The sequence below is a fragment of the Novipirellula rosea genome (assembly GCF_039541335.1).
Lineage (GTDB): Bacteria > Planctomycetota > Planctomycetia > Pirellulales > Pirellulaceae > Novipirellula > Novipirellula rosea.
Genome location: NZ_BAABGA010000029.1, coordinates 149,311 through 167,406 on the forward strand (window position 1 = coordinate 149,311; position 18,096 = coordinate 167,406).

13 protein-coding genes are annotated in these 18,096 nt (G+C 56.0%); 8 read left to right on the forward strand and 5 right to left on the reverse strand.

Annotation, left to right across the window (positions count from 1 at the left end):
- Window positions 1–340 precede the first annotated feature (340 nt).
- On the forward strand, window positions 341–1,627 hold the full coding sequence (locus tag ABD971_RS10505) for a phenylacetate--CoA ligase family protein (RefSeq protein ID WP_345321813.1): 1,287 nt from the start codon (window positions 341–343) through the stop codon (window positions 1,625–1,627).
- Window positions 1,628–1,639: 12 nt separating this feature from the next.
- On the forward strand, window positions 1,640–2,017 hold the full coding sequence (locus ABD971_RS10510) for a DUF971 domain-containing protein (RefSeq protein WP_345321815.1): 378 nt from the start codon (window positions 1,640–1,642) through the stop codon (window positions 2,015–2,017).
- Window positions 2,018–2,036: 19 nt separating this feature from the next.
- Here the strand turns inward: ABD971_RS10510 and ABD971_RS10515 are convergent, their stop codons facing one another.
- Entirely contained in the window at window positions 2,037–3,758 is a 1,722-nt protein-coding gene (locus ABD971_RS10515) for an outer membrane protein assembly factor BamB family protein (RefSeq protein WP_345321817.1), read from the reverse strand.
- A 699-nt stretch (window positions 3,759–4,457) separates the two neighbouring features.
- Here ABD971_RS10515 and ABD971_RS10520 point away from each other — a divergent pair.
- Window positions 4,458–6,893 carry a PSD1 and planctomycete cytochrome C domain-containing protein gene (locus ABD971_RS10520; RefSeq protein WP_345321819.1) on the forward strand — a complete coding sequence of 812 codons (2,436 nt, stop codon included), beginning with the start codon at window positions 4,458–4,460 and terminating at the stop codon, window positions 6,891–6,893.
- Window positions 6,883–8,319 (forward strand): DUF1501 domain-containing protein, encoded by a 1,437-nt coding sequence (locus tag ABD971_RS10525; RefSeq protein WP_345321821.1) that lies wholly within the window; start codon window positions 6,883–6,885, stop codon window positions 8,317–8,319. The genes ABD971_RS10520 and ABD971_RS10525 overlap by 11 nt, the downstream gene beginning before the upstream one ends.
- A 79-nt stretch (window positions 8,320–8,398) precedes the next feature.
- On the opposite strand, the gene ABD971_RS10530 is transcribed toward ABD971_RS10525, so the two are convergent.
- From ABD971_RS10530 to rpmA, 3 genes are all read right to left on the reverse strand, one after another.
- Window positions 8,399–9,439, reverse strand: coding sequence for a hypothetical protein (locus ABD971_RS10530; RefSeq protein ID WP_345321822.1), 1,041 nt, complete (start codon window positions 9,437–9,439; stop codon window positions 8,399–8,401).
- The gene (locus ABD971_RS10535) at window positions 9,423–10,643 is read right to left on the reverse strand and encodes a hypothetical protein (RefSeq protein WP_345321824.1); all 1,221 of its coding nucleotides are present in this window, start codon (window positions 10,641–10,643) and stop codon (window positions 9,423–9,425) included. The genes ABD971_RS10530 and ABD971_RS10535 overlap by 17 nt, the downstream gene beginning before the upstream one ends.
- 319 nt (window positions 10,644–10,962) lie before the next feature.
- Window positions 10,963–11,208: a 50S ribosomal protein L27 gene (gene rpmA, locus ABD971_RS10540; protein ID WP_339941165.1), complete on the reverse strand. Its 246-nt coding sequence runs from the start codon at window positions 11,206–11,208 to the stop codon at window positions 10,963–10,965.
- Window positions 11,209–11,390: 182 nt separating this feature from the next.
- Here rpmA and tsaD point away from each other — a divergent pair, with 182 nt between their 5' ends.
- The 3 genes from tsaD (at window position 11,391) to ABD971_RS10555 (ending at window position 14,063) form a co-directional block, all read left to right on the forward strand.
- Entirely contained in the window at window positions 11,391–12,437 is a 1,047-nt protein-coding gene (gene tsaD, locus ABD971_RS10545; protein WP_345322139.1) for a tRNA (adenosine(37)-N6)-threonylcarbamoyltransferase complex transferase subunit TsaD, read from the forward strand.
- The gene (gene mqnB / locus ABD971_RS10550) at window positions 12,427–13,062 is read left to right on the forward strand and encodes a futalosine hydrolase (RefSeq protein ID WP_345321828.1); all 636 of its coding nucleotides are present in this window, start codon (window positions 12,427–12,429) and stop codon (window positions 13,060–13,062) included. The genes tsaD and mqnB overlap by 11 nt, the downstream gene beginning before the upstream one ends.
- 152 nt (window positions 13,063–13,214) lie before the next feature.
- Window positions 13,215–14,063: a menaquinone biosynthesis family protein gene (locus tag ABD971_RS10555; RefSeq protein WP_345321830.1), complete on the forward strand. Its 849-nt coding sequence runs from the start codon at window positions 13,215–13,217 to the stop codon at window positions 14,061–14,063.
- A gap of 216 nt (window positions 14,064–14,279) precedes the next feature.
- Here ABD971_RS10555 and ABD971_RS10560 read toward each other — a convergent pair whose 3' ends face one another.
- Window positions 14,280–15,068, reverse strand: coding sequence for a sugar phosphate isomerase/epimerase family protein (locus ABD971_RS10560; protein ID WP_339941173.1), 789 nt, complete (start codon window positions 15,066–15,068; stop codon window positions 14,280–14,282).
- 23 nt (window positions 15,069–15,091) lie between these two features.
- Here ABD971_RS10560 and ABD971_RS10565 point away from each other — a divergent pair, with 23 nt between their 5' ends.
- Window positions 15,092–18,067: a COG1470 family protein gene (locus tag ABD971_RS10565; protein WP_345321833.1), complete on the forward strand. Its 2,976-nt coding sequence runs from the start codon at window positions 15,092–15,094 to the stop codon at window positions 18,065–18,067.
- Window positions 18,068–18,096: the final 29 nt, after the last annotated feature.

The window sequence follows — 18,096 nt, forward strand, 5'->3', positions numbered from 1 at the left end:
CGGCCGACAAATCCACGTTCGAATGGACGTCGTGGCGTCAACGTTGCGGAGCATTAAATGTGGTCAGATGCTGCTTGAAAATGGCAATCTGAGTTACTCACAAAGCCTTCATCGCGTCTTCATGAACAAGCGGGGGGCGGGGGGAGACACAGGCTTAGCGTTTTGCCTAGAGATGTCTGCCGGAGCACCATAGTTGCCGGTTAGTGGCTGCGAGAATACCGCTGGGAAATCACGGATTGAAATATTTCGCATTTCCGAATGGGGCGGACGGGTCGAGTGCGTTAACGGACACTTCATAATTGCAGACGACGATTTACTCACAAATGAGACGGTATTTTGGATGCGTGACAGCAACTTTGAGCATTTTCCAGCAAACGGATCCCTCGCTCGACTTCGCGAACGCCAGCTCGATCGGCTGAACGCATTGTTGAGGGTGGCTCAGAAGCGTCCGTTTTATGCGGATCGGCTCGCGGGGCTGAGATTGCCACTGACGTCGCTTGAGCAGCTTCGGCAGGTTCCGCTGTTGACGAAGGCTGACTTGATTCCCGCGTCGCAGCCCAAGCCCGCGGGCATGTTCGATTTGCCAATGTCGCATTACACCCGCATGCATCAAACCAGCGGGACTCGGGGGTGGCCGCTTCCGGTGCTGGATACTCAAGACGATTGGAGATGGTGGATTCGTTGTTGGCACTACGTGTTGGACGTGGCCCAGGTGACCGAGAACGACATCGCCATGATGGCGTTTTCATTTGGTCCCTTCATCGGATTTTGGACCGCCAACGACGCCATGATCGACCGCGGGGCAACCTGTGTACCGCTCGGCGGAATGTCCAGCGAATCACGCTTGAAAATGATTCAAGATCACGGCTGTACCGTGCTGTGCTGTACGCCGACTTACGCGTTGCATTTGGTCTCGACCGCAAAATCGCAGGGGTTGGATCTGACGAAAAACAGCGTCTCGCGGATCATTGTGGCGGGGGAACCCGGCGGGTCGTTGCCTGCGGTCCGGAATCGAATCGAACAGGCGTGGGGCGCCAAATTAATCGACCATGCCGGGGCGAGTGAGCTTGGAGCTTGGGGATTCGGTAGTCTCGATGGACGCGGGCTGCATGTCATCGAATCGGAATTTATCGCAGAAGTGCTCGATTTCAGCGGCGACGATCCTGGCGGCAGCGAAGTCGCCGAGGGGCAGATCGGTGAATTGGTGCTGACCAATCTGGGACGTTACGGAGGGCCCGCGATTCGCTATCGTACCGGTGATATCGTGCGAGCGTTTCGCAATCACGATCAGCCATCGACATTTTTGTGGCTCGACGGAGGCGTGATTGGCCGAGCAGATGACATGATCGTTGTTCGTGGAGTGAACATTTTTCCAAGCAGTATTGAGTCGATTGTCCGCGAGACGAGCGAGTCGAGCGAATATCGGATCATCGTCGAGCAACTCGATGAAATGGACCAAATTCGGATCGAGCTGGAAGGGACGGCGGAGCAGGCAGCATTCGTTTCGCAATTGCTGCGTGATCGCCTTGCATTGCGGGTCGACGTGGCTGTGGTCGCCGATGGATCGCTGCCTCGATTCGAAGCCAAATCACGTCGTCTCGTTGACCAAAGGGCGAGCCAAGGTTAAACCGTGAGCACGATGAATACCTCTGAAAACAAATCTGCGTCAAGCGAATCCGACCTCACGCCCGTCTCGATCACCCGCGAAGGCGAAACGGCGATCGAAATTCAATGGAATGACGGTACACGCACTCGCTGGACCGTGGCTCAACTGCGTGCCGCATGCCCCTGTGCAACTTGCCGCGAAAAGAAACGTGGTGAACAGGAAAAGGAATCCGAGAAAAAGCAGGCGTCGCCGAAATCATTGAGCCTGCCGGTGCTCAGTGCCGAAGAGGCCCGTCCGCTGCGGATCGAATCGATGCGGCCGGTTGGCTCCTACGCCTACAGCATCGCGTTTTCCGATGGCCATTCCTCCGGCATCTTTCCTATGAAAATGCTGGCCAGCCCACCTGAATAATTCAGTGGGTGCCCTCCCTCTACTCTCGCTCGGGCAGCAGAAAACAGATGACTTCGCGATCGTTTCGCACGATCAGATGCCGGCCTGCGATGGTCGGCACGTTCCATGTCTTCGAGGTGAGGGCGGGCAAGCGAAGTTCGAGTTGATATTGTTCATCGTCTAATTGGACAAACAGCACGTCGCCTGCTTCATCTTGGACCACCATCGTATCCTCTACCACCAGGATTTGGCCCTGCCCCGAACGTTCGCGTCGAGGTTGTTGCCATTGCTGTTCACCGTCGGCGATTGCTACCGCTTCGAGCGACCCATTGCTGAGTGCATAGGCGGTGGCGCCGATGACCACGGTGTTGGCGAATTTGGTTTTTAAGACGCGACCAGATTGCCAAACCGACTTTGCGAAGAGGTCTCCATCCGCATCGGCTGTGACTTCGACAAGAGCGCTACCACCACCGTAGCCTTTGCCGACTAAGAATCGGTCGTCGTCGGCCAAGACAACGGACGAGCAGTTGGCGGATGCGTTGGTTTGACCTGGCCACTCGAACGACCACAAGACCACTCCGTCGTCGATGTGATGTCCGCTAACCGTGCTCTCGTTGACAATGACCACTTGGCGTTGTCCCGCCAATGTCAGCAGCATCGGCGAAGCGTAACTGATTTGATCTTCACCGGCGGACCAGCGGATTTCGCCGTTTGCCGCGTCAAACGCGATCAGACCTCGGCCGGCTTTGGCCAAGTTGGACGATGGGATCGCAGGATCGCTTGGTCCACCCAGCGGAACAATGCACATGTCGTCGACCAGCAATGGCGAAGCGGAGCGTCCCCAGGGGATCGCGGTTTCGGACTGCGTTTGGTTCCATCCGGCAAGCTTCAGTAAGTCGGCGCTCCAGATCTCTTCGCCAGTGTTAATGTTGATGCACCAGAGTTTGCCGGTGGCTCCGAGCGCGTACACTCGCTCGCCCATGATCGTAGGGGTTGATCGTGGGCCGATTCCACCGAGCGGATGCTCGTGTCTCGCTTGGTGGCTGACTGCCCACAGCAACGCACCATCACCAATCCGGTAACAGGTCAATGATTCGGTGGTGTCGCGTTGTTCCAGGGTGACGGCTCGGTCGCTACTAACAGCGAATCCCGCCCATCCTTCGCCGATACCTTGTTTCCACAATACTTCGGCCTCCGCTGCATCGGCGGGCACTTTGAATTGTCTCTTTGCGATGAAGCCGTTTCGCGAGTTTCCTAGGAACCCCGTTGAATCTTCGGCAGCAATCGTCTCTTCCGACGGTTCGAGCGGCGCAAGCGAGTCGGTGGATCCCGCTGCGATCGGAATGCGTTCGGGTTGATTGACACTCCAAAATCGTGGTTTGAAATCGGGGACCATCTCGCCGCTAAAGCCTTCGAAGCGAAACAGGCTGGCAAACACCACCGCCGCCGTGAACGCCACGATCGGAATCAGCAGTGGGTAGCCATGGTTTCGCGCGAGACGAAACAGTTGGAATAAAATTGTCAGCAGCGCAATTGCAACGACGCCAAACGAGAACAAGTTGGCGTTCTGATGGTCTCGTTCGGAAACGAATCGCTGCAGCAGAAAAACAACGACGCCCGCTGTGATGGCGACCACTGCAATCCGGACCGGAAAGTTAGGCTCGCGGTGAACGGCTAGCGGAGTGTGCTGTGCCAGTTTGTCATCTTGACGGCCCTGGTCATCGATCGGATTTGGCACGCCATCTTGATTCGAATCGGTCAAGGAAAAGTCTCAAGCTTGGAAGGGATGACTCGAAGCGAAGTGCCAAGTCGTTCATTCCCATCCATTGTACCGCTCGCTGCCAATGCCGCGTATGGAGCTAAAGAAGTGTACGAATCATGATTGCGAGACGTCGTCGCTTTCGACATCGATTGCAGCGATAGGCAGCAGAACAGAAAACGCGTTCCAGCCAATGGCGGGGGACGCGAAACATCGTGCTTTGGCATCGCGGACATTGTTTATCAAAATCGGCCATCTTTCTGCTCCTTTCGTAAATGAGAACTGTCAAATCACATACACCAGTAGAGTGGGGGGAAATGCACGTTTCAAGTGAACAAAACTTAACGGGGTGTTTTTTAACCACCCGGAGGATCTTAGCGGCGTTTTGTTTTACTTTGTCGAGTGTTTTTCCACCGTGAATGTGACAGATTCCCCGTTAAGAGATAAAAAATTTTTTGGAGAGCTCAATGGTGACTCGGCTCATACTGCCATATGCAGTTCTTCTGATAAATGAAGTAGGTTGGGCAAGCAGGGAGGAATTTTGCTGGTTGCCTGCTGGAAACTGTAGGGTGGACGTTTGCAGGATGATGCAGTTGAGCCGGTAGTAAGTTGCCGCCAAATAATGTTGCGCCACGCCGCCAGAGCGTTTACAATACGTGTCCTGCCTGAACTTCCCCCCCCGCCTCAAAACTGCTAATTCCCATGCCATTTTTTATGGGTGAATCGAAACCGCTGCCTGTCGGACGCACAGCGGCCTTGCTGATTGCCCTCGCGGTCATTTGGTGGGTCATCCAATCGCGATCTGTAGCCGCGACAGAGCCTTCTGGCTCGTTGCCGCAATCGGAGATCGACTTTTTTGAAAGTCGGATTCGTCCCGTACTCGATGAGCACTGCTATTCGTGTCACTCAAGCGACGCAGCGATTGTTCAAGGTGGTTTGTTGCTGGACAGTCGTGAGGCGGTACACACCGGGGGTGATAGCGGTCCCGCGGTGGTGCCGGGCAACGTTTCGGAAAGTTTGTTGATTTCGGCGATCCAGTACGACGACTTTGAAATGCCGCCGAAGCAGAAGTTGCCGCAATCGGTCATTGACGATTTCGTCACTTGGATTGAAAGAGGAGCGGTTGATCCTCGCACACAGGCCGCCGCTGCCCCGCGTCACGGAATCGATCCCGTTGCAGCTCGTGATCATTGGGCGTTTCAGAGCGTGGTTGCACCCGAGGTTCCGCAGCGGGAAATCGATCCACACGATCGAGATTGGGTTCGTAACCCGATCGACGCCTTTGTGTTGGCGAAACTCAGCGAGAAAGGTTGGCGTCCAGCCGCCAAGGCCGACAAATATACGCTGCTGCGTCGTGCGACGTTTGATCTGATCGGCTTGCCACCGAGCCAGAGTGAAATCGACGCGTTCCTTGCCGACGACTCGCCACGAAGTTTCGATCGGGTGGTGGACCGCTTGCTCGCGTCGCCTCATTACGGCCAGCGTTGGGGACGACACTGGTTGGATCTTGTTCGCTATGCAGACACCAACGGCGCCGATGAAAATCACAAGATGCCTCATGCTTGGCGTTATCGCGATTGGGTTTTTGATCGCCTCAATGATGATCAGCCACTCGACGAATTTATCATTCATCAACTTGCTGGCGACTTGTTGCCCACGGACGACGAACAGCTCCATCGTCAGCGGATCACTGCAACAGGAATGCTGGTGATCGGTCCCAAAATGCTGGCCGAACAAGACAAAGAGAAGATGCGGATCGACATTGTCGACGAACAAATTGATACGGTCACACGCACGATGTTGGGGATGACCATCGCCTGCGCTCGATGTCATGACCATAAATTTGATCCGATTTCGGCCGAAGATTATTACGCGTTGGCGGGCATCTTCGCGAGCACCCGGTCGATGCTGCATGAAGACTTTGTTTCGAAATGGATGGAACGCGATCTGCCGTCGACAGAGATCGACAAACAGCGGAGCGAACACCAGAAGAAGATTGATCGCAGCCGGGCGGCGGTCGAGAAAATCATGGCCGACGCCAACGCAGCCCTACTGGCACAATTGAAAACGGAGAAGTTGCCCGCCAAACCCGAAGACCAATATCCCGAAGCGACAAAGAAACAACTCGCCGCAGCTAGGAAAGTTTTGGCCGATACTGAAAAAGCGATGCCCGCGTATGACATCGCGATGGCGGTCGAAGAAGGGAGTCCAGCCACGTTGGCGGTGCACATCCGTGGCAACCATCTCAGCAAAGGTGATACGCCGGTGCCCCGTGGAGTGCCGAAGCGGCTGCAAAGCGTCGTCGGGTTTGACACGATTGCCGACGATAAAAGCGGACGTTTGAACTTGGCTCGCTGGCTGACCTCGGACGATCATCCGCTGACCGGACGTGTGATGGCTAATCGATTGTGGATGTGGCATTTTGGGCAGCCGTTGATGCGGTCCCCTTCGAATTTTGGTTTGCAAAGTCAAGCTCCGCTGCATCAAGATTTGTTGGATTGGTTAACGCGACGATTGATTGATGATGGCTGGTCGCTGAAACGCATGCATCGCTTGATTATGCTCAGCAGTACCTACCAAATGCGAAGCGACCTTGCGGACTATTCCGAAGATGACCCCGAAAACGAGTACCTCTCGCACCAGAATCGCCGGCGACTGGAGATCGAGCCTCTGCGTGATGCGATTCACATCGCTGGCGACTCTTTGGATCGCACGTTTGGGGGTAGCCCGGTTGATGCCGATGCCCCGCGACGATCGGTTTATTTGCTGATCAATCGGGCGGCGCTGTTGGATCTGTTTTCAACCTTTGATTATGTCGAAACCGCCAACCATATCGAACAGCGTCCCGTTACCACGGTGCCCAATCAGGCCCTGTTCCTGCTCAACAGCAAACTTGTCCATCAACAAGCCGAACGGCTGAGTGCATCGATGTTGGACCACGCAGACGATGAGGACCAAATCACCCATTTGTGGATGAAGCTGTATGGCCGTCCGCCCACCGAGGCCGATATCGCTCTTTGCCAGGAATTTATTACCGATGCCGCACGGCGACTTCCCGATGGGGCGAGTCCTCGACATGCTTGGTCGGGACTGTGCCGTACGCTAATTGCGGGGAGTTTATTTAGCTATGTCGATTGAATCCAAACCCAATGACTCGTGTTGTCAAAATGGGGCTCGGGCTCACCGCCGCGACTGGATCAAGGGATCGATCGGTTTAGGCGGCATTGCCATGGCCGAGATGATGTCGAGCAAGTCGGTCGCCGCTGCCACGTCGCTGGCGGATTCGGATGCGGCGTTGCCGCATTTTCCGCCGCGAGCAAAGCGAGTCATCTTCTTGTTCATGCATGGCGGCCCGTCACATGTCGATACGTTTGATTACAAGCCGCAGCTCGCCAAGCACGATGGCAAGCCGCTGCCGTTTGATAAACCGCGGATCCAGTTTGCTAAGACAGGCAACTTGCTCAAAAGTCCTTGGAAGTTTCGCCAGTACGGACAATCCGGCGCCTGGGTCAGTGATCTGTTTCCCCACGTTGCAAAGCACGTCGATGATTTGACGTTCGTCAAATCGATGCACGGATCCAACGAAGCTCATGGCGGGGCGATGTTAAAGGTGCATACCGGTTCGGACACCTTTGTTCGACCCAGTATGGGGTCGTGGATCAGTTACGGATTAGGCTCGGAAAACGAGAACTTGCCAAGCTTTATTACGATCAATCCGACCTTGGGACATGGTGGAGTGCGGAACTTCGGTTCGGCCTTTTTGCCGCCGATCCATCAAGCCACTCGGATCGGATCGACGCGTGCCCCGATGAAGAATGCAAGGATCGAAAATCTCGCCAGCGCCACTGCGACCTCGCCAAAGCTGCAACAGTTGCAGCTCGATTTGCTGCACAAGCTGGACGCTGCGAAAGCGGGTTCTGCGGGATTGGATGCGCAGTTGGCGGCGAGGCTGGAATCGTTCGAGCTTGCGTTTCGGATGCAGATGGAAACGCCCACGCTGATGGATCTTTCCCAAGAAACCGCGACGACGTTTGCCGAGTACGGGATCGATGGCGGCCCGACCGACAATTTTGGACGTCAATGTTTGTTGGCTCGCCGGTTGTCTGAATCAGGGGTGCGGTTTGTCCAGGTCACACATAATTACTGGGATCAACACAGCAAATTAAAAGAGAAGCACACTGAATTGGCGGGCGAGGTGGACCAGCCGATCGCTGCGCTGCTTGCTGATCTGAAACGACGTGGATTGCTCGAAGATACGCTGGTGATTTGGGGCGCTGAGTTTGGGCGAACACCGACCGCGCAAGGCAATAACGGTCGCGATCACAATCCACATGCGTTCACCTACTGGATGGCGGGCGGCGGAGTGAAGCGAGGGTTCAGCTACGGCCAATCAGACGAGTTTGGCTTTTACGCGGCAGAGCAAAAGGTTCACATTCACGATTTCCATGCCACGTTGTTGCATCTGCTGGGGATTGATCACGAGCGGTTGACCTACCGGTACGGCGGTCGCGATTTTCGCTTGACCGACGTCGAAGGCACCGTCATCTCGGAACTGTTCGCGTGACCGGCATCGTTCCAGTGGACTCAGGATCACGTGGACAACCCAGCGTGCGGTCGAGCCCAGACGTAATTGTTTGGTTCGATTAGGAAGCCTGATCTTCGGACGGCAGATTTTTCAGCATCGCTTGTTCGGTTAGCTGCTTTTCTCGCTTGTGAGTGTGCCATAGCTTTAGCACGATCCACAACGCGGCGAACGTTCCTGCGAAGGCGAGTGCGGCGTAGAACAGCGGTTGCACAAAGTTGTTGGAAATGTGTTCGGCTGCTTTGCCGGTTGATTCGATCGATCGGCCGACGATGCCCGCCTTGGAAACCACGATCGGGTTCCCATCGGCATCAAAGACGACTTCGTCGCCACCGAGAATGCGTTCGGGTTCAGCCAAGATGATCGTCGTGGTGGCGACTGTGAACAGCGATTTGCCTGGGTTCGCTTCGATGAAACGTCCCGCAAACGCGACGACTTTTTCAGTATCGTTACGGATCAGCGATAGCACGCCGGTTCGTTGTGCGGCGGGCAACGCCGCAATTTCGTCGGCATGACGTGCGATCACGATCGCTTGATCGTTCGTCATTTTGCTGGCCAGTTCGGCTCCGTCGTCGCCAAAATGTTTTAATAGCACCAAGCCGGCGCCGGGATGTTTTAGTTCGGTTTCGAGCGCCTTGGCGCCATAGCGAGTGACCGCGGTGCTGAGTGCTTTTCCTGATTCGCCCGCCGCGAGTTTGCCGAGCGCCGCGCGGACTTGCGATGCCGGGATCTCATCGAGTGCCTTGATCACAGGCAACACCGTGGCGCTATTGTCCAGAGCCATCAGCACTTCGGGGCCGTGCTTGCCGGTCAGTTTCGCGACCTGCTCGACCGCTTCTTCGCCCCCTTCGCGTGCCGCCATCGTTGCGACACGTTCTATCACTTCCTTACTGGCACTCTTGGCTAGAAATTCGGTCGCTTGTTCGGCCCCTTCTTTGCCAAAGTATTTGACAACGGCTTTGACCACCGAGGTGGGGATCGAACTTCCCATCAATCGCTGTGCTGTGGCGTCCCGACCGGTTCCCATCATGAACATGATGAACAATGCCGCCAACGTGTAGCCGCAAACATTGGGACGCGAGGCATTAAAGAGCTTCGTCATGAGTTACACCCGGGGAAACGATTTTGGTAAAGAATTGGTCGCGATAGGCATTGAGTAACTGGTCACACACCAGCGGTAGTGTTGCTTTTAATCCGCTGGCGTTGTCGATCGAACCGAGCCCGCGTGTTGCAGCGGTCTCGCTGGGCTGCGTCGTTAAAGAATCAATATTGGATTTATGCGGAGCACCGTCCAACAAGGTGGCTTCGAGCATGTCGAGATAGTCGTGCAGCTGCTCACTGACTTTGCCCTCGAATTTTTCAGTCATCCACCAATCGATGATCAGCCCGACGGCCAATCCAACACCCAGCCCGACGACGGTTCCCACCGGACCGACAAAGCTTCCGCCACCGGCACCTGTTGCCGCAGCACCCGCAGCGGTTCCCGCACCCGCAGCAGCACCGACGGCGGCGGTTGCGGAAAAACGTGCCAGCAGCCCAGCGACGATGGTGGTGGCCGCGTAACTGCCAGCTTCGCTAATCAAAATCACGACGATCGCGTTGTAAACGCTCGTCGCACCCTGCTCGGCGGAGAAAGATTGCAACTGATGTGAGATCGATTCGTAAAACGTTTCATATTGATCGAGTTGGACTTCGGGAAGGTCTGCCACTTCGAGCGACGCGTGCACATTAACGAGCATGCGTTTCTGATTGGCATCGATCTCTTTGCGAAAGTCATCGAGGATCGCGGCAATGTCATCCGTCAGGACTTTTTCCGAGAACAAATGCTTTTCGAACTTCTCCGCGACATAGCTTTGAATACGGTTGTCTTCCTGCCACCAATCGCCAGGCATTCGTTTGACGATTCCCAAGCGAGTCGAGATGCTGGTCAAATCGTTGACAAACGGGGTCACGCCACGATGGTAGCGGCGGATCAGCAGTCCGATTCGCTGGATGCAGCGATCGGCCGCTTCGCGGTTCAGTCGGTCGGTCTTTGCGATCTCCGGCTCGACCTCGCGATCAAAGAACGCGGCACGGACCACATCCCGAGAAGGTTCGAGAACCTTGGGAACGATGACATCAAATTCGTTTGGGGTGACCGGTTCAATCGTTGGCGTCTTCGTCACGTTGAACGTGGCGACGCCCACCAGGCATGCGATCACGACGGCCAGCAGCACTGCCGCGTTGGTCGACGTTGGGTTGCCCGCACGTTTTGTAAGCGACGGGCCTGATCTGGAGGAGCCCTTTCTCGATGGGTCGGATGTCATCGCCGTTAGCCCCGCCTGGAAATTGGCCTGTCTGCAGATTGGCCCGGTGAATGATCGAGCGAGTTTGAGGGTGCCGCTGTGCTCGGGGGATTTCAGTCGGATGTCCAGCGACGAGACATTCCAATTGATTATAGCGGATCTGCGTTCACCCGCCCGCAGAGTTATCCAAGCACGAAAAAACCCAAGGCAGCGTCGGGGCGCAATACCTTGGGTTTGTTCAGTGGTGCCTGCGTGCGCAGGCGTTTACGGTCCATTCAGCAGCGAGTAACTGCGAACGAAGTCGCAGCGATCTTGCCGTTGATTGACTCGGTTTTGGCTTTTACTCGGTGACGATATTGATACGGCGGCCTTCGCGGTCAAACATGACCTTGCCGTCGACCAATGCGAACAATGTGTAATCTTTGCCTTGGCCAACACCTTTTCCAGCGTGGAACTTGGTGCCAACTTGACGAACAAGGATATTGCCTGCGCGGACGGCTTCGCCACCAAACTTCTTGACTCCACGTCGCTGAGCGTTCGAATCGCGACCGTTTCGGCTGGAGCCCTGCCCTTTCTTATGTGCCATCAGTACCACCTGGGGGTTTTAGCGTGTTTTGAGCCACGAAATGTAGCAACCTGCCGCCAATCGATCAAGGCAGGCCTACCGCAGGATTCACGCTAGTTTTAGGATTTAGATCTCTTTTTATGCGGACAATTGCGGCTGGCACGCTTATTCTTCGCAAAATCAAACTCGCAGCCCCTCTTTGGATGGGGTTTTGGGCGGACGCTATTTTGCCTATTTTGACGATCGAATCGACTTGTGACGAGACCGCTGCTGCCGTGATCAGCGACGATGGGGCGGTGATGGGCCAGTGCATCGCGACTCAGGAGGCACTTCACGAGCAGTTTCGCGGGGTGGTTCCCGAGGTTGCCGCCCGTGCTCATCTGGAGCGAATTTTGCCGGTGATCGACACCGCGATTCGGCAAGCCAACGTTTCGCCTGATGATTTGACCGCGATTGCGGTCGCCGATCGCCCCGGATTAGCCGGTTCGCTGCTGGTCGGTGTTGTCGCCGCTAAGACCCTGGCGATCGCCTGGCAGAAACCGCTTGTCTCGCTGAATCACCTGCACGCTCACTTGTACGCCTGCCAGTTATCGAGTGAAGCGTCGGTCTATCCGTGCGTCGGTTTGATCGTCAGCGGGGGGCATACCAGTTTGTATTACTGCACCAGCCCGCTGGACCTCGAATACCTTGGCGGTACGATCGATGACGCGGCGGGCGAAGCGTTTGATAAAGTCGGCGCGATGTTGAGTCTTGGGTTCCCCGGGGGACCCGAGGTTTCAAAGTTGGCCGCCAAGGGCAAGCGAGATGCGTATGCCTTTCCACGCTCGATGATCCATGAAAAGCATTTCGACTTTAGTTTCAGTGGGCTGAAGACGGCAGTGCGGTATGCGATCACCGGTCCGGGGCAACAGGATTTTGCAAAACTGGAAATCGACGATCAGGTCAAAGCGGATGTTTGTGCGTCGTTTGAAACCGCGGTTGTCGACGTGTTGGTCCGCAAGAGTCGCCGGGCACTGAAACAGTACAAGTGTAAGCAGTTGATTATTGGCGGCGGGGTCGCGGCCAATGGCTATCTGCGTCAACAATTCGCCGCCGCCGCCACGCAGGATCACTTTGCACTGACGATCGCCCCACCGGATCTGTGCACCGACAATGCCGTGATGGGTGCGATTGCGTTGGAAAAGATTCGACGCGGCGATTTTGCCTCCTTCGATATCGATATCACTCCTGGACTGCAGCGTGGCTTCTAATTTATTGCTGATTCCAACCGCAATCGAACGCGACAAAATCATGTCGCGATTGGATGTGTCTGCGATCGATGATGGTTGGGTGACCCAATTGTGTGGGTTTGGCCAGATCGCTGCGGCGGCACGCACTTCACAATTGATTGCGAAGCACCACCCCGAACGAATCATCTTGGTTGGAATTGCAGGAGCATTCTCTGGTCGCGCGGATGTCGGTTCGGCGTATCGGTTTAGGAGAGTGACGTGTGACGGGATCGGAGTCGGCGCCGGTGAAACGTTTCGCTCGGCGTCGGATATCGGTTGGGCTCATTTTGCCGATATCGGGGATGAAATTGAACTGGGCGGATGGAGCGACACGTCCACGGTGGTCGAGGGGCGGTTGCTGAGTGTGTGCGCGGCGTCGCAGTCGGAGAGCGAAGCGGATGCTCGGGCCGATCGGTTTCCCGATGCAGTCGCCGAGGACATGGAGGCATTTGGTGTCGCGATGGCATGCCAGATGCACAGCGTACCGTTAGAGGTGGTTCGCGGGATCTCGAACGACGTGGGTGACCGCGATCATTCGCGATGGCAAATCGACAAGGCTCTGCAAGCCGCCTCCGAACTCGTGATTCGGCTACTCGATCGTCGTTGATCGCCCCGCGGTCAAACCGAAAACGCAAAAACCAAAGTGAAAATGAAAAGGCAAGATCGCAGCGCGATCCGCGACACTACTTCGCGAGCTCGTTATGCTGTAGGATCCGACAAGCATCGCTTGTGCAACACGCTAGCCAGAGAGACTCTCACGTGAATCGACCGATCGAACTTGGCATTTCAACATGCCCCAATGACACGTTTGCGTTTCACGCCCTAATGAACCGGTTGGTCGATTGGCGTGGTCTCGATTTTCATATTCGTCTGCTGGACATCCAACAGCTGAATGATGGGCTGTTTCGCAACGAATTCGACGTCGCCAAAACCAGCTTTCATGCGGCACTGCTGCTTAGCGAAGAAACCGTGGTATTGCCCAGCGGATCGGCGATGGGGTTTGGCGTCGGTCCACTGCTGCTATCGGCATCGCCCGATGATGCTGGCACCCCCGAGGACGAAAATAAAACGACGCTCTGCCCAGGGGAGCATACGACGGCGACGCTGCTGCTGAAAATCTTTCATTCTAAGGCGACAAACATCAAGCAGGTCGTCTTTTCCGAGATCATGCCGATGTTGCAGCGTGGTGAGGCCGACTTTGGCGTCTGTATTCACGAGGGCCGTTTCACGTGGCAAGACCAAGGGCTCGGCCGCGTCGAAGATTTGGGCGAGCGGTGGGAAACCGAATCGACCACGCCGCTGCCGTTGGGCGGCATCGTGGCTCGCCGCGTCTTGCCGGCGGAGGTGACTGCGAAAGTCCAACAAGTCATCCGCGATTCGATCGCCTTTGCCATGGCCGACCGCGACGCCCCGCTGCCGACCATGCGAAAATACGCTCAAGAGTTCAGTGACGAAGTGTTGATGAAACACGTCGATTTGTACGTCAACGATTGGACACTCGACTTAGGGGACGTGGGGCGTCACGCGATCACGATTCTGTCGCGGCGAGCACGCGAAGCCGGCATCGGGACCGAGAAAGCGATCGAAGTGTTTCGTATGCCGACTTAGCCAGTGCACCATTCAACGTTAGCGTTGGGCCAACTTTAACATTGCGGTAGTGGACGAGGAAACGAGTCCCTGAAGTGCGGTCGAATCGTGGGGACTCGTCGCCTCGTCCACTGCCGCAAACTGCAAGATCATTGCTGAATGACGCACGAGGCGAGTTTCCCCATGCTGGGGCAACGAGACTAAGTACTGTTGCCGCTAAACATCTGCTTGGCAAGCTTACAGGTTCTGCAAGTACTCGACGCCTTGTGCCAGCTCGTCGTAGGCCGAGTCGACGGGCATGTCGCGGCGGCCCACGACGAAATAACCGCGGTATTGAAAATTTTCGAGCAGCCCGAGTAGTTCTGGGAAATCGGCTGTCCCCTGACCCAACGGTACCGACAGCCCGCGGCCTGCCGCTAAGTCGATCACCCCGTCGACCGCACAGACAATCTGGATTCGATTCCCCAATGCTTTGATAGCATCCCGTGGGCTGTGTCGGTTGATGATCAATTGGCCAGGGTTCAGCGCGGCGGCGACGTAAGTGTCTTCGCTAGCATCCAAAAGCTCTGCTAGCGTTTCGCCCGATTCGGTGCCTGTTTCGGCAGCGAACATCGCACCGATTCGGGTGCCGTAGCGACCGAGATCTTCCATGACGCTTTGCAGTGTGATGTAGCGAGGATCGTCTTTTTCCTCAGGAATCATCCCGATTTGGTTGACGGCCACCGGGGCGCCAAGTTTGTAAGCAAACTCCATCGCCGCCTTGGTCGCTTCGACTCGGCGGTCGAGATCCTGGGTGACATCGTATCCCCGCCGAGTGGGAAAACGGACCGCAGCAACCCGTAAATTCAGATCATCCAGCATTTTCCGCAATTGTCGCAGCCCAGTGTCCGACAATTCAGAAGGGCGAATGCCGTTGCGCGCGTCGATTTCGATTGCCGATGCACCCATTGCTGCCACCAGCGGCAGCGATTTGCGTAACGGAGCTCGCAAGTTATCCAATCGTACCGCCACTTTGACTTCAGCCACAGAATTCCTACTTTCGTTTGCAAATGAACCTTCGAATCGGCGGCATTTTACTCTGCCGTTATCGAAACGAAAGCCAGTATGGCGATTGCCGCCGGATCGTTTCTGCGATCATGGTAGCGGTGCTGGGGCTCTGCGCCGTGGCGGCATCCCCGCTAATCCTCTCGGCTCAATCTCCTTCGCTAGCAAACAGCTCGATTTCAGGTTCGGCCGAGCGATCAAGTTCGCAGGCTGCCTTGGGGTCGTTGCCGGCTGATAGTTTGCCAGCTGATAAGTTGCCGGCTGATAAGTTGCCGGCTGACAGTTTGCCGGCTGATAAGTTGCCGCGTCACCTGTGGAACTTTGGCCGCGGCAGCGACAAGAACTTCGACGATTGGCCCGACGCGTGGCAGCGACGCGTAGGGCGTCGCTATCCCAAATATGTCAAAGTGGCGATTGCAGCGAAGAACCCTGCAGCTCAGCAGCAGTTGCTGGCCATCGACACCATGGTCATTCGCGAGTGGCCTCGGTTGCGTAAGCACTTCAAGGGATTGCCGGTGCTGCCGCCGTCACTTGCCGATGCGATGGTGGATCGCTATTTAAAGATCGAACTGGATGGTGGTTTGGTGATGACGCAATCGCCCCCCGTGAAAACCAGTCACGTTTATCAATATCGGTTCAGCGTCCGAGTGATGACCCAAGGATTGCGGCATGACCGCGCCCGGGCGGAGTTCGTTTTTGTCGATGACAATGGCGACGAGGTTGAGACGCATCTGACTGAATCGGTTACCGGGACCACCGCTTGGACCGAATTGGTGCTCGACCGCATCCGTGCGCCGCGATCGGCCACGGGTGTATTCGTTCGTCTGATTGTCGAGGGTGCCGAAGATGGGCTCGAGGACATTCGTGGTGAAATTGGATTTGACGACATCAGCATCGAGCCGTTTCCTCAGCTCCAACTCGTAACCGATCACCCAATGGGCATTCACCCAGTGGGCAATCCGGTGGATGCAGCGGCGACGGTGTTGGGGTTGCCCAGCGGTGCGACTCAGGTTTTGTTTCGTTTGATGGATGTCGATGGCCACGAGATCACTCGGCAGCTATCGGATATTCCCAACGTCGTTGCGGTCGATGGGGCGCAAACTCAAGCCGGACTGCGAGGAGCGTCAAAACCGAGTGGGTCACGGGGAATGCAGGTGCACTGGAAATTGCCTGATTTGGAACCCGGTTTCTATCGTGTGATGGCATCGCTTCAGGGCCGTAACCTCCGCACCTTGGCAACGGAGACCACGTTCGCGGTGATCGATCCGGCGATCGGGCAATCCAATCAAGGAAGTTTTGGATGGACGCTGTTTGAAAGTGGCCGTGACATGCCGCCACGTGAACTGGCCGGCTGGTTAGCTCCGTTGGGCGTCAATTGGGTCAAGATTCCATGTTGGATCGAGCCCAACGACACCGCGACAGCGGACCGAATTTTGGATGCCAGTTCGCGGTTGCAAGATGTCGGAATTCAGACGATCGGGGTGCTCGACGTGCCTCCTGAATCGCAAGTCCCTCTGTTCGACATTCGCGGTCGCCGCGATGTTGTGGCATCTCAGCTGTTTCGCGATTCGCGGGTCTGGCAACCGTTGCTCGAACCGGTGATGACGCGTCTGACGCTGAAGGTAAAGATGTGGCAATTGGGCGGAAATCAGGATTACAGTTTTTTGGACCGCAGTCATCTTCAGGAATCGATCGCAGAGATCGCAACGGGACTGCAAGGCTACGGGCAACCGATCGAGGTCGCGATCTGTTGGCCGTGGACCGAGCGAGACCTTTTGCCCTCGGAAACATCGTGGAACGCAGTGCAGCGGTCGAGCGAACCCGAGTTGACCGCCGATGAACTCGATGAGTATTTGCGTCTCGAAGAGTTGCAAGGCAGCCGGAACGGTCCACGAACGTGGGTGGTTGTCGAGCCGATCGAGCAAAGTCGGTACGGCCGTAATGATCGGATTTTGGATCTGGCAAAACGGATGGCGGTGGTGCGGAAACATCGTGTCCAGGCTGCATTTGTGTCTCAGCCGCGTGATCCCGAACGAGGTCTGTTGACCGCCGATGGACGTCCCGAGGAGATGTTGTTGCCTTGGCGTACCACCTCGTTGATGATCGGTAATCTGCGTCAAATGGGATCGCTGCGTCTGCGAAGCAAGGCTGAAAATATTGTCTTCGCCGGAGCGGATCGTGCCGTGGTGATGTTGTGGTCACCGAAGCCATGTGAAGAACTTATCTATCTTGGCGATGCAGTTCAGGTCGTCGATATCTGGGGCCGACGACAGCCCTTGGAACTCGCGGAGGTGGAGGGGCAGCTTGCACATCGCGTCAAAATTGGGCCTCGTCCGATCTTTATCACCGGAGCGGATCCAGCGTTGTTGGCGTTTCGTATGTCGGTTGAGGTCGAACAGGAGCAAGTCGATAGCTTGCTCGGGCAAACGCAACCGGTGGATGTCACTTTCACCAACCCGACACGCGAAGGGTTGGGCGGTTCGCTCAGTGTGCTAGCACCCGAGCATTGGAGTTTTAATGAGCCTTCGATTCCTTGGGAATTACAAGCGGGAAAGAGTACGACGCTGCAGTTCAATTTGGTACTCGGCAATAGTGCCAAGGTCGGCAAATACGAAGTCCCGCTTCGGTTTGAACACCAAGCGATTCCGGCTAAGAAATTTACGGTTTACCGCGAGTTGACGGTCGGTCCGATTGGATTGCGAATCGAAACCGAAACACGTCTATTGGCCGGCAATCAGCTGCGAGTCGAAATTGAGATGACGAACGATTCCGGCGTTACCCAGGCATACGACTGTATGCTCTTTCCGCAGGGAGGCCGGCAGTACCAACGCCGCTTTATCACGGTCAAACCAGGCGAAACGGTGCGTCGTGAATTTTACTGGGATGACGCCGAGTCGCTGCTCGGTAGCACAATGTTGCTGCGTGCCGGGGAACAAGATGGCAAGCGGATCCTGAATTACGAAATCCCCGTACGGCGATAGACCGCCGGAAATTGTTGCGGCGGTCCTCA